Source organism: Microcoleus sp. B9-D4, from assembly GCF_036705105.1.
Classification (GTDB): Bacteria; Cyanobacteriota; Cyanobacteriia; order Cyanobacteriales; family Microcoleaceae; genus Microcoleus.
This window is the reverse complement of record NZ_JAUBTS010000110.1, coordinates 1-11,875: the sequence shown is the minus strand read 5'-3', so window position 1 is coordinate 11,875 and position 11,875 is coordinate 1. Positions and strand designations below refer to the sequence as shown.

The 11,875-nt window shown below is 44.2% G+C and carries 13 protein-coding genes and 1 rRNA gene; 6 read left to right on the top strand and 8 right to left on the bottom strand.

Translation table 11 applies throughout. The features are described from left to right. Positions 1-238 precede the first annotated feature (238 nt). The gene (locus QUB24_RS32060; RefSeq protein WP_333157578.1) at positions 239-1,198 is read left to right on the top strand and encodes an aldo/keto reductase; all 960 of its coding nucleotides are present in this window, start codon (positions 239-241) and stop codon (positions 1,196-1,198) included. Between the two features lie 217 nt (positions 1,199-1,415). Continuing rightward, a complete protein-coding gene (locus QUB24_RS32055; protein ID WP_333157577.1) occupies positions 1,416-3,287 on the top strand; it encodes a serine/threonine-protein kinase in 1,872 nt (623 codons plus the stop codon). 131 nt (positions 3,288-3,418) lie between these two features. Here the strand turns inward: QUB24_RS32055 and QUB24_RS32050 are convergent, their stop codons facing one another. Beyond that, entirely contained in the window at positions 3,419-4,060 is a 642-nt protein-coding gene (locus QUB24_RS32050) for a Uma2 family endonuclease (RefSeq protein WP_333157576.1), read from the bottom strand. A 54-nt stretch (positions 4,061-4,114) separates the two neighbouring features. Continuing rightward, positions 4,115-4,621 carry a hypothetical protein gene (locus QUB24_RS32045; protein WP_333157579.1) on the bottom strand — a complete coding sequence of 169 codons (507 nt, stop codon included), beginning with the start codon at positions 4,619-4,621 and terminating at the stop codon, positions 4,115-4,117. Positions 4,622-5,137: 516 nt separating this feature from the next. Between QUB24_RS32045 and QUB24_RS32040 the strand changes: the two genes are divergently transcribed. From QUB24_RS32040 to QUB24_RS32030, 3 genes are read left to right on the top strand one after another with little or no spacing between them, the layout of a single operon-like run. Then, entirely contained in the window at positions 5,138-5,596 is a 459-nt protein-coding gene (locus QUB24_RS32040) for a hypothetical protein (RefSeq protein ID WP_333157575.1), read from the top strand. Positions 5,597-5,609: 13 nt separating this feature from the next. Beyond that, positions 5,610-5,795 carry a hypothetical protein gene (locus QUB24_RS32035; protein ID WP_333157574.1) on the top strand — a complete coding sequence of 62 codons (186 nt, stop codon included), beginning with the start codon at positions 5,610-5,612 and terminating at the stop codon, positions 5,793-5,795. Positions 5,796-5,855: 60 nt separating this feature from the next. Beyond that, positions 5,856-6,299 (top strand): hypothetical protein, encoded by a 444-nt coding sequence (locus tag QUB24_RS32030; RefSeq protein WP_333157573.1) that lies wholly within the window; start codon positions 5,856-5,858, stop codon positions 6,297-6,299. 266 nt (positions 6,300-6,565) lie between these two features. Here QUB24_RS32030 and QUB24_RS32025 read toward each other — a convergent pair whose 3' ends face one another. The 6 genes from QUB24_RS32025 to QUB24_RS32000 form a co-directional block, all read right to left on the bottom strand. Next, entirely contained in the window at positions 6,566-6,895 is a 330-nt protein-coding gene (locus tag QUB24_RS32025) for an aspartyl protease family protein (protein WP_333157572.1), read from the bottom strand. A gap of 54 nt (positions 6,896-6,949) precedes the next feature. Continuing rightward, positions 6,950-7,168, bottom strand: a complete 219-nt coding sequence (locus QUB24_RS32020; RefSeq protein ID WP_293354415.1) for a hypothetical protein — start codon at positions 7,166-7,168, stop codon at positions 6,950-6,952. A gap of 177 nt (positions 7,169-7,345) precedes the next feature. Then, positions 7,346-8,281 carry a branched-chain amino acid ABC transporter permease gene (locus QUB24_RS32015; protein ID WP_333157571.1) on the bottom strand — a complete coding sequence of 312 codons (936 nt, stop codon included), beginning with the start codon at positions 8,279-8,281 and terminating at the stop codon, positions 7,346-7,348. A 36-nt stretch (positions 8,282-8,317) separates the two neighbouring features. Continuing rightward, the gene (locus QUB24_RS32010; RefSeq protein ID WP_333157570.1) at positions 8,318-8,887 is read right to left on the bottom strand and encodes a GNAT family N-acetyltransferase; all 570 of its coding nucleotides are present in this window, start codon (positions 8,885-8,887) and stop codon (positions 8,318-8,320) included. Between the two features lie 47 nt (positions 8,888-8,934). Beyond that, a complete protein-coding gene (locus tag QUB24_RS32005) occupies positions 8,935-9,885 on the bottom strand; it encodes a branched-chain amino acid ABC transporter permease (protein ID WP_333157569.1) in 951 nt (316 codons plus the stop codon). 166 nt (positions 9,886-10,051) lie between these two features. Beyond that, positions 10,052-11,308: an ABC transporter substrate-binding protein gene (locus QUB24_RS32000; RefSeq protein ID WP_333157568.1), complete on the bottom strand. Its 1,257-nt coding sequence runs from the start codon at positions 11,306-11,308 to the stop codon at positions 10,052-10,054. Between the two features lie 498 nt (positions 11,309-11,806). Here QUB24_RS32000 and QUB24_RS31995 point away from each other — a divergent pair. Beyond that, positions 11,807-11,875: ribosomal RNA gene (locus QUB24_RS31995) — 16S ribosomal RNA — on the top strand; the annotation flags it as partial.

Here is an 11,875-nt window from a genome sequence, read left to right as displayed (position 1 = left end):
GTCCAAAAAGGACGGGCGGGACGCCCATCCCACAATAACAATTAAAATTGTAAGTTATTTAATTCGCGATCCTTAGCTGCAAAAGTGAGATGCTCCCCTTTTTAATGTTTAACTTTGTACATCACTATTTATTGCAAAATAAAACGATAGCATTACTGTGCATGACTACCCAACTTTTTTCTGTTAAGATTAGAGAGCTTGAGGGTGAATACTAAAAATATAAATGAGGACTTAGGGTATGCAAAAGCGACAATTGGGGACATCACAAATTCAGATTACCCCGATAATTATGGGGACTTGGCAAGCTGGGAAGCGGATGTGGGTGGGAATTGAGGATGCTGAAACTGTCAAAGCAATGCGCGCGGCTTTTGAGGCAGGTATTACCACCTTTGATACGGCTGAGGTTTACGGAGAAGGGCATTCGGAACAAATTATCGGTCAAGCACTTTCAGATGTAAGATCGCAAGTAGTTTATGCTAGCAAAGTTTTCGCCAACCACCTGAAACCCGAGTTGGTAATCGAAGCGTGCGAGCGATCGCTAAAAAACCTCAACACCGATTATATCGACCTTTACCAAATCCACTGGCCCGCCGGCAGTTGGAATTCCGAGTTAGTGCCAATTGCAGAAACAATGGACGCCCTGAACAAGTTAAAAGAACAGGGAAAAATTAGGGCGATCGGCGTTTCCAACTTCTCCCGCGCCCAAATAGAAGAAGCTGCCCAATACGGACGCATCGACAGCCTGCAACCGCCCTATTCTCTGTTTTGGCGCTGGGTAGAAAAAGATGCTATGTCCTATTGTGTGGACAATCATATCTCCATCATTGCCTATTCATCTCTAGCTCAAGGAATATTGACAGGTAAATTCGGGCCAGAACACAAGTTTGAAGAAGGCGACCACCGCGCCAAAAATAAGCTGTTCATCAAAGAAAATTACGACCGGGTGCAAACAGCATTAAATCAACTCAGGCCAATTGCCGATCGCCACCAGATAAGCTTGGGCAACTTAGCTTTAGCTTGGTTGATTTCCCAGCCACAAACAAATGCAATTGTCGGCGCGCGCGACGGGGAACAAGCAGCCGAAAATGCTAAAGCTGCTGAGGTAAAATTGAGTGAAGAAGAATTAAAAGAAATTGACGCGATCGGGCGAACAGTCACCGACCATTTAGACGATAACCCCGTTATGTGGAACTTCTAAAACAGAACTGACGCAACTGGCATATATAGTAAGGTATCCCGGAACTCACCGAAGATCACCATTCTCGCTTAACGGGCTAGAAGCCCGTTCCACAAAGAGTGAATTTCTTGTGGAATGGGCTTCTAGCCCGTTCCTAAAAAGCTAATGAGGTATAATATTTACTGCGCTGTGGAAATATTCAAAAAGTTAAAATCAAAAATCCGCAATCTAAAATCGAATGAGTTACTGCCTAAATCCCAACTGTTCCAAGCCACAAAACCCTCCCGCAGCCAAAATTTGCCGAAATTGCCGTTCAAAACTGCTGCTGCGCGATCGCTACCGGGCTATAAAGGCGATCGGACAAGGCGGTTTTGGCAGAACATTCCTCGCCGTTGACGAAGACAAACCCTCAAAACCTCGCTGCGTCATCAAACAATTTTTACCCGCAGAAACCCAACTCATCCCATCAGCAAGCAATCGCAACAGCAAAAAAGCAGCCGAACTTTTTGAACAAGAAGCAATGCGATTAGACGAATTGGGCAAACATCCTCAAATTCCCGAACTCTTAGCCTATTCCATCCAAGACAGCAGACAATATGTAGTCCAAGAATTTATCGACGGGCAAAATTTAGCACAAATTGTAGAAACAGAAGGCACATTTACAGAAAATCAAATTCAAGACTTACTCAATAGCTTATTACCCGTCCTTCACTTCATCCATTCCCACAACGTCATTCACCGAGACATCAAACCCGGAAACATCATCCGCCGCGCCGACAAACAATTAGTTTTAGTAGACTTTGGCGCTGCCAAAATCGCCACAGGTACAGCATTACTCAAAACAGGAACCAGCATCGGCAGCCCCGAATACATCGCCCCCGAACAAGCTAGAGGCAAAGCATTTTTTACCAGCGATTTGTACAGTTTAGGCGTAACTTGTTTGTATTTGCTAACTCAAGTTTCCCCTTTTGACCTCTTCGACCCTGGTGAAGATGCCTGGATCTGGCGGCAGTATTTGGCCAACAACCCGGTGAGTGAAGAACTAGGTAAAATTTTAGACAAAATGATTGCCAATGCTACCAACCGCCGCTATCAAACGGCTGTTGAAGTATTAAAAGAAATTAATCCCCAAATTGCGATCGACCTAGCAATTCCGCAAACAAATTCCAAGTTAGTTAAACCCGGAAAAACTCCCGCCCCGCCCCAACAGCAAACCTATAACTGGCAATGTCTTCACACCCTAACAGGTCACAAAAACTTAATTTACTCTGTTGCTTTCAGCCCCAACGGAGAAGTTGTAGCCAGCGGCAGCGATGACAAAACAATCAAGCTGTGGGGAGTTGAAGACGGGCAAGAAATTGTCACCCTCACAGGACACGCTAACTCGGTTTATACAGTAGCTTTCAGCCCAGACGGACTGATGCTAGCCAGCAGCAGCCACGACAAAACTGTCAAACTTTGGCGGATGAAAGATGGGCAAGAAATTCTGACTCTAAGCGGTCACAGTAACTCAGTTTACGGCGCAGCTTTCAGTCCCGATGGCGGAATTATTGCTAGCAGCAGTTGGGACAAAACAATCAAGATTTGGCGCATCAAAGACGGGCAAGAAATTCGCACCCTTGTGGGTCACACTAATTTAGTTTATTTTGTTGCTTTTAGCCCGGATGGCGAAACTCTTGCTAGTTGCAGTTGGGACAGAACAATCAAGATTTGGCGCGTCACAGATGGGAAGCTAATTCGCACACTTACAGGTCATACAGACTCCGTTCGCTGCATAGCTTTCAGTCCGAATGGAGAGTTTTTGGCTAGCGGCAGCCATGACAATACTATTAAAATGTGGTGGGTCAAAGATTGGCAAGAAGTTTTAACGATCACAGGACATTCTTGGTATGTTGATTCTATTGCTTTTAGTCCCGATGGCGAGATTATGGCTAGCAGCAGCAATCAAACTATCAAGATTTGGCGAGTGAAAGACGGTCAAGAAATTTGTAATATTGCGGGTCATACTAACTCGGTCTATTCTGTTAATTTTAGCCCGGAAGGAGAGTTTTTGGCTAGCGGCAGCAGCGATAAAAGTATTAAGCTTTGGCAGAATACCATGTTTGTTTGATTAACCACGATCGAAATTGTTTGTAGTCGGTGGGCGGGGGCAGGTTTATGATAATTGTGGGTTTTAGGCGATTATTGTTGGTGAACCTGCCCCTACAGGAATTATGGTCAATTCACCGAACACGATATGATTCAACCGTTTTCCCTTTCAATTTTTTGCCGCAACTCCCGAATGACTGTACTTGTAGGGCGATCGCGCGACATTTGCCAGCATTCCTCCACAATTTCTGATACATTAAAATTGGGAAAATAACGGCTAACTGAACTTTCGACATATCGATCGTTTTGCAAGTCGTAAATTCTGAGCTTATTTTTCTTAAACAGCCACACTTCCGGCACTTTATAAGGCAAGTAATCATCTAAATCGGTGTAGCTAGTTACGTCTACTTCGATTACTAGATCGGGCGGCGGTTCAACACCCCAAGCAATCCGATCTTTACCAAGAATTGCCGCGCAATTATCGATATAAAAACAATAATCTGGTTCAATCCCTCTTACCTCCGGCAAATCCATCGTAATTGGCGTAAACGCTTCATAATCTCGCCCCAAGTAATCTAGGAAAACCATTGCCACCATTGCAATAATATGAGATTGTTTGCCGTGTACTGGTAAAGGGGACATTAACAAAATCTCTCCGGGTCGATATTTGATGCGTGGAATCTGACGATCGCCCAATTGTGCTACAAGTGCTTGGTAATCCTGCCAGTTTCCGGGGAATTTTATAAGTGTTCCTGGGCGCAAATGAATTTTTTCTGGCGTGACAACTGCAAACATAAAACTTATACCTCCTGACTGAGGATGTGTGTTTTAAACAACTAAAAGCTATTATCAATCTATCTGCTTCACCACCTCCAAGGTCAGCCCTAGCACCCCTGCAATTTGCTCATCCTTCAATCCCAACAGTCGTAATTTACCAACCATTTCAATTTTAACTTGATTCGTGCCATCCTGGTAGTCGGGAGTCGGAGGCTGACTTTTATCTGGGGTAGGAGTGGATAGTTCTGAGCAACCATTGATATAGTTAATTGTGTTGCTATCACCCTCAATATTATTACTATTATTTAAAGCAATCTTTATAGTTGATTGCCGTTTTAGGACAGATTTAAGATTACGTTTATCAACTGATTCGCCGAAAACATCAGATAACATATGCAAAAGCTTGTAACCTACATCCTTAGCATGACCCGCCGTACAGCCATAAGTATATGCAATATCAGAATACTTTTGTCGCTTCAGTATTCCCTCGATAATTCCGCGCTGCAAGTCATTGAGATGTTTGCCAGTCTTCGCCCAGACCACTTCATCTACAAATTGCAAGATATGGGCAGTGTCCATCAGTAGGGGTGTCAGAAAACTATAGTTAGTATAGCCGACTTTATCCGCCTTTATCCGTCTTTTTCCGCCTTGCATTGCGATTTTAGAAATGCCCGTCTTTTTCCGTCTTTTTTCGCTTTGCAGTTTTGAGCGATCGGTCTATGATGTGGAAAAGGATAAAAAGCAGCTTCGTTAGAAGAAGGGAGTGTACATCTAATCCCACTCTCCAATAGCGACCGATGGGGCTTTACTAAGTTGCGAGTTGCGATCGCACTTCTAAATTATCTTATAGGTTTTGGGCGCTCGCCTGTATTGCGAACAGAATTTCATCTACCAGTTTTCAGGCTTCTAATGTTTATCGATCGGTCAGATAGGCAGGTTTTTCCGATATTATCCCATCTTTCCGACATTTGAGCAAATTTTTCTGGAAAGTTCAGACTCAATCCGACTGCCAGGGCGTTCGGGTGTAGTTTTTGATTGGGAACGTAGTGTTTGACACTTAGATTGTTAAATATGAATCCGTAAAAGGAGATAAGTATGAAAAAATTGATTGTGGGCATGATTTCTGGAGTTGGAATTTTTGCTTCTACAATACCAGGGGTAGCTCAGAATCCACCACCTCCAAACATCCCATCTGGTATCTATGCGAGTCAAGGTCACAACTATTACTGGAATAACACCGAGAAAGCTTCGTGTCACATTGTCGGTCCTGCCCAGTTGAGGCTATTCGTTAATAGAGGTGTGCCGAGTCGAGGAAATGCACCTTTTACCCCCTATAATTTTCAAGGTGGTTGTCTATGGCCTCAAGGGCTTTATGTGCCACCAAACAACCAAGGCAAAGTGATGTACATCAACTCCCGTAAAGAGATTTGCCACGTAGGACCGTCATTGTTCGGATTGTTACGCAAGCAATTTGGAACGCCGCAGGAAGGTTCTTCTCTAGAAGTTATCTCTCAAGGTTTGACAAATATTGGTACTTGCCCAAATCCTGGATAAAATCTTGGGTCTTATGGCCTCTATCGCCTTACAAAGAGGGCCGGTAATTCCCACCTTATTTGTCAGGCAATTGCGCTGTACTTTTTTGTGCGATCGCCCTGTCGATGAAAAGTGTAGAATTGTAGATGCGATCGACCCTTGTCTTTTTTCACTGACAGGGCGATCGGGCTTGGGTTTTGATAGGAAAGAAGTTCAATAATCCTTCCTTAAGAAGGAGGTACTATGAACCGACAGTTAACTGAAATTGGAGAACTAACGGATGAAACTAACTCTAAAATTGATTTTGATATCCGCTGCTGTGCTGGTTACTAATTTTAATATGCACGAAGCAAAAGCGCAAGCAGTTAAGTGCTTTGATGTAAGTTCGAGGACAGGTTGGCAATACTTTGACCTTGGGGGTCCATATACTCGTATAGCCAGTGTTGGTGGAGGTTGGTCTGTAGATGCGAGAAGCTATGCTCGTGTTGGTCCTCAAGGTCACAATGAACCTGGGCTAGAGCCATATAACCAATATAAATACGATCAAGGATATCCTTTTGGTGCATTATTTGTAGATATTCCCACAGATGGTATTGGATATGTATGGGTGCGGGGGGCTCAACAACTACCTAAACCAATCACTCGGACTGCTATACGAATTAACGATGCTGACAATGCACTAGGAGACAATTCAGGTGTTCTCAGAGTTTGTTTTAGTCGATAAGGGAGTAGGGATACGATCGCCCCGGCTCTCCTGGCTATCCGGTGATTGATATAGCTTATGTGTCTCAGGGCAAGGATTTCAGCCATTTCGTCACCAAAATTTTGTACTTTTTGATACACTTTTTACCACAAATCCAAGAGAGCCATCCCCCCTTACTTTTTTTATTGATAAGCGATCTTACTCTTTGTGCGGATGCGATCGCTCTTGACTTTTTTTATCGATCGGCAATCGCCCCTCTCTTTTTTACCGATCGACATCGACGCTGATTAGAAGCGGATAATCTCGATCGTGCATCGCGATCTCTGAAAACAAACATCAAATTCTCGAAAGAAGTTCGTTTGCCCAAGAATTAAGGGTACCTGAGAGGATTGTGCCCAGGCAAATGCTAGACGAACTGGTTCCAGATTCCCAATTTGAACGTGCACAAATACACCCCGCGCCTCAACCCTTGCAAGATTTCCAGCCAATGGCAAGCGGATAGTTTGTTCCTCCCAAATTGAACCCAATTGCAGCCCTATGTCATAAGGTAATAGGTTGAGCGCAGACCCAGTATCTAGCAGTGCATTCGCGGAGACAGAAAAGCCTGCATGACTCACAGTGATGGAATCGTGGGTAATGCTTCATCGTCAGAAAAGGGAAACTCGATCGTACTAGGCATGAGTAGATGCCTCTCGGTCATCCCGGATCATCTGCATCAGAATGTTTGCAGCTTCCGTTGCGTCGTAGGGCGACCAAACCGGATACTCGGATGCAGAAAAGATAACTTGTAGTTCAGCCTTTGGGATTTGCACAGCTAGGAGTTTGAAGAGTGATAATTTGTCTGGCTGGCTCAGACTGTTCACCAAAGGAATTAACTCAGCGAGAGACATAGTTTAAACTCCCAGACATACGAGGATACATTTATCATAAGCGATATGTGAGACACTGTTTTATAGATAGGCGATCGATCAAAAGTGTGGATGCGATCGCCCCTTACTTTTTTTATGGATAGGCGATCGATAAGGAGTGGGGATGCGATCGCACTTTTCTTTACCAAAAATCTCATTTTAAACAGAAGTACGATCGCCCTTCCTCCACCTCTTCAATAACTCCGGCGTCACCAACCCTTGCGGAAAAAATATCGTCCCCAAAACAATCAGCAAGCCAAAAATAATTAACCGCCCATCCCGCAGAAATTGCGCCAACCAAATCGGCAATCCCTGAATAGTCGCCATCCCCCTCAAAACCTCCGGTAAAGCAGTAAACACCATCCCACCCAAAACTGCTCCCAGAAACGTTCTGCTACCACCAATCAACACAGAAGTCAAGTAAATAATACTAGCATCAAAAGTACCTTGACGGGCGTTCCAAGTATTCAGGAAATGGGCACTAACAGCACCCACAACCCCAGCTAAAACAGCGCCTAACGTGAAAGCCAAAACCTTATAAAAAGTTGGGTTAATGCCGATCGCATCCGCCGCCAACTCATCAGCCCGAATCGCCGCAAAAGCCCGCCCCACCCGAATCCGTTCCAGCCGATAGACAATCGCCATGCTTACCAACAGTAAAGGTAGTACAATCCACAAATACTCGATCGGCGTCCCAAACGGTTGCGGAATCCCAAAAATGCCCACAGCCCCACCAGTAATGTCCAGATTCAGCGATAAAACCCGCAAAATTTCCACAAAAGCAATAGTTGCGATCGCCAAATAAATCCCACTCAACCGCAGCGCCGGAATTCCCACCAAAATCCCCAGCAACCCCGAAACAACCCCTGCAATTATCATCTCCACTAACAGCAATGGCAGTGGAAATAAACCCCCTGTCGGCTTAAACACCGTCGTAGATAAAATCGCCGCAATATACCCACCCAAAGCATAAAAACCAGGGCTAGCCAGAGACAACTGACCAGTCATTAGAGGCAAATACAGCGACATTCCCAACATTGCACCCAGCAACATCGAGACAATCAAAAACCCATAAGTAGTAAAAAATGTAGCCATTTGATTTTAGATTATAAATTATTAGGGAAAATCCGGTTAACTTGGTTTCCAATTTAGATTGATTAAGCTAGTCTGAATATGGTCTTCCCACCGACCATTTATGAACAAATAGTCTCTAGCGTAACCTTCCACCACAAATCCCAATTTTTTAAGTAGATTACCGCTGCGCTGATTGTGAGGCATATAATTGGCCATAACGCGATGTAAATTCAACTCTTCAAACACATATTGAATCGCAACTCGCACAGCTTCAGTCATATAACCTTTACCTTGTTGCGCTTCTGCCAGATTATATCCCAAAAAGCAGAAATGACCGGCACCTCGTACAAAATTATCAAAATTAACGTTACCCACAATATACTCAGGATTATCTTTCTCAAAAATCCACAGCTTTAAAGATTTGTCAGACTCAAATCCTTGGCAATCTTTCTCTACTTGTTTTTGCCAATAACTTTCAGTTAAAAACTCCTCCCCCCAATGTCGATGCCAGGGAGTAAAAAACCTTTGATTGTATCTGTAAAATTTAATGATTTCGCAGATATCGTCTTGATTGGCTAATCGTAAAAAAAGGCGATCGCTTACAAGTAATGGAACTTCCACTTTCATAAAACATCCCTTTATCTACTGATGCACTACAGTTCTTACAAATCATCCTACACTTTCTGAATCAAACGCCGTCCAAACAAACCCTGCGGTCTAACCAATAGCATAATAAACAATATGGCAAAAGCAACAGCATCCTTATAAGCCGAAAAATCTCCTGGCACAAAAGCCTCCACCAAACCAATGATAAACCCACCCAAAACCGCCCCAGGAATACTCCCCAACCCCCCAAGCACAATCACCGCCAAACCCTTCAAACCAAAAGCAATACCAAAATACGGCCCAGCAATACTCACACTGGAACCCACCAAACTCCCCGCCAAACCCGCCAGAAAACTGCTCACAAAAAACGTCAACACAATGTACCGATCGGTATCAATCCCCAACAAACTAGAAGTAGTAGCATCTTCAGCAACCGCCTGCATTGCTTTGCCAAACTTAGTGAAATTTATTAAGTAAGTTAAAACAGCTACAATCGCAACTGATACCGCAAAAATTACTATTTGAACAGTCCGAATCGGAATAGGTTTATCCGCTGTTCCGAAGTTAATTGCAGCGGGCAAATAGCCGTAAGTGTTAGCAGGAAAAGTGTAAATTTCCGCGCCTACTAGATATTGAATGATATTGGCGATCGCCACCGCTGCACCCAAACTAGAAACCACCGTCAGCAAAGGATCAGAGTGTCGGCGGCGCAAAGGCAAAAAAGCAACTCGTTCCACAATCACTCCCACCAAACCAGCCATCACACTTCCCAAAATTAACGCCGCAGCAAAAGGCAATTGCACCGGAAGTCGAGCATTAGCCCACAACCCGTTAAAACCGAAAGCACCTCCCATCAGCGCATAAGTGAAATAAGCACCCAAGGTAAATACTGCACCGTGAGCAAAATTAATAATTCCGAGAATAGAAAACACTAGCGTGTATCCCAGGGCAAAAATAGCATACACGCTGCCGATCGACAAACCATTCAAAAATTGTTGCAAAAACAGAGTTAAGTCCATCACCAGTTAGAGATTCGGCATCAACATTAAATCATTCAAAAACAAACAGCATACAATTTTTACTCTGACTTCTGACTTCCCCCTTGGGGGGAAGCGGGTTTAACCTCAGACTCACACTCAATAACTCATCCCTATATCCGTGTCAGAATCCCTGTCGTGCCTAACTTCATTTCAAAAACTCGAATTTACCGTTATTTCCATCAGCATCCATTTTTATCTGTGCCACATAAAACTCTTTCTGATTAATCTCACCTTCAGGCGTAAAAGAAATTTCCCCCAAAGGCGTATCGTACTTGCCACCCAACAACTGCTGATTCAAATTTGTACGCAACTCAGCCAACGGCTTTTCGCTAACCTTAGACTTAGCATTAATTGCCTTTAATGACTCCACAAAAACTTGTACGCCAGTAAAAGCCTGAGCGCTAAACTGAGGCGGTTCTTTCTTGAATTGAGCGCGATAAGCATCCCGAAAAGCCTTATTAACTTCATTTTCATATTCCGGGCTGTAGGCTTGGGCAATCAAAACCCCATCGCAAAGAGCCTTGCAAACAGGAAATACATTAGAAGTATTCAGACCGTTGCCCCCAATGATAACGCCTTTGTAACCCAACTCCCGCAACTGCTTAATTAAATTGCCTCCATCAGCGGCCAACCCAGAAATAATGATTAAATCCGGCTTGACATTTATCCCATTAGTGGCTTGAGATTGGAAATCTGTATCAGTAGTCAAGAATTTTTGGACTGTTGCCAATTCCAGCCCCATATCTTTAACCGTTGTCTGAAAAGTTTCAGTCTCAGATTTGCTAAAAGCATCATTCTGAGCAAAAAACACTGCTACTTTCTTAATATTGGGGTTTTGCTTCAGTGCGGCTTTAACTGCATTTGGCGCTACCACGGCCACAGGCGCAGAGACTCGGGCCACATAATCGCCAATCTGGGGAATGCCTTTAGCGGTGTTGGAGGGGCCGAGTACGGGAACTTTTGCTCGATCGGCGATCGGATCGGCACTAAAAGCCTGCTGCGAGAGAGTTGGGCCCACAATACCCACCACCTTATCCTGATTGATCAGAGTATTGAAGGCATTGATCGCCCCTTGTTCATCTCCACCGGTATCTTGGAACACCAGTTTAATCGGCGTCCCATCCACACCGCCCTTATCGTTGAAATACTTCTCAGCAATTTTCGCCCCAGCCACCTGTTCCTGACCCAGCAAAGCCACATTGCTAGTTTGCGCCACCCCAATACCTATAGATATAGTGTTGGAACTCCCCCCAGGCGAACCCTCTGGGGAAGCACCGGGAGATGGCGAAGTCGCCGGAGATGCTGTAGTAGAGGTTTGGGGAGTGTTCGTCTGAGTGCAAGCCAGCAGCAGTGAAGCGCAGGTAATGAATAAGGCACTAGGGCGAGCTGTAGGTTTTTTCATGAGCGGGCGATCGAACACATATATATAGAGCATCTCTATATAGAACATCTAGATGTGCAAATATGCTACCGATTCGTGGGAGAGTCCCCCGCCCCAACCGAGTTTCCGGGTCAAAAAGCAGCCCCAACCGATAAAGAGGAGTCAGGCAGCGGATGTAGGAGCTCTTCTAAACAGCTCAAAGCCAGTCCCTGTATAGCTTCAAAAAAAAGTCAAAAATACTTTGCCAAAACGCTTGACAAGAATTGGGGAAATAAGTATATTAATAAAGCGCCGGAAGAGAAGCGATTCACAAAGAAGGCGCGCTGAACCTAGAAAAAAGAATAGTTTGAAAGCTTAAAGCACTATTAACCTCGTCAAAAAATTAAGAGATAGAGAGCGAAAGCGAAAGCTGAACTCAATATCGCAAACAACGAGAAAAAAGTCAAGGGAAAAAAAGGAATTCAGCAGAAATGCCGAAATCAACCAAAATAACTTGACTAAAGCCAAAAAAAACAATCCAACACGGAGAGTTTGATCCTGGCTCAGGATGAACGCTGGCGGTCTGCTTAACACATGCAAGTCGAACGG

Coding starts and splice junctions, on each gene's coding strand:
- QUB24_RS32060 (WP_333157578.1), top strand. CDS start 239: ATGCAAAAGCGACAATTGGGGACATCACAAATTCAGATTACCCCGATA.
- QUB24_RS32055 (WP_333157577.1), top strand. CDS start 1,416: ATGAGTTACTGCCTAAATCCCAACTGTTCCAAGCCACAAAACCCTCCC.
- QUB24_RS32050 (WP_333157576.1), bottom strand. CDS start 4,060: ATGTTTGCAGTTGTCACGCCAGAAAAAATTCATTTGCGCCCAGGAACA.
- QUB24_RS32045 (WP_333157579.1), bottom strand. CDS start 4,621: ATGGACACTGCCCATATCTTGCAATTTGTAGATGAAGTGGTCTGGGCG.
- QUB24_RS32040 (WP_333157575.1), top strand. CDS start 5,138: ATGAAAAAATTGATTGTGGGCATGATTTCTGGAGTTGGAATTTTTGCT.
- QUB24_RS32035 (WP_333157574.1), top strand. CDS start 5,610: ATGGCCTCTATCGCCTTACAAAGAGGGCCGGTAATTCCCACCTTATTT.
- QUB24_RS32030 (WP_333157573.1), top strand. CDS start 5,856: ATGAAACTAACTCTAAAATTGATTTTGATATCCGCTGCTGTGCTGGTT.
- QUB24_RS32020 (WP_293354415.1), bottom strand. CDS start 7,168: ATGTCTCTCGCTGAGTTAATTCCTTTGGTGAACAGTCTGAGCCAGCCA.
- QUB24_RS32015 (WP_333157571.1), bottom strand. CDS start 8,281: ATGGCTACATTTTTTACTACTTATGGGTTTTTGATTGTCTCGATGTTG.
- QUB24_RS32010 (WP_333157570.1), bottom strand. CDS start 8,887: ATGAAAGTGGAAGTTCCATTACTTGTAAGCGATCGCCTTTTTTTACGA.
- QUB24_RS32005 (WP_333157569.1), bottom strand. CDS start 9,885: ATGGACTTAACTCTGTTTTTGCAACAATTTTTGAATGGTTTGTCGATC.
- QUB24_RS32000 (WP_333157568.1), bottom strand. CDS start 11,308: ATGAAAAAACCTACAGCTCGCCCTAGTGCCTTATTCATTACCTGCGCT.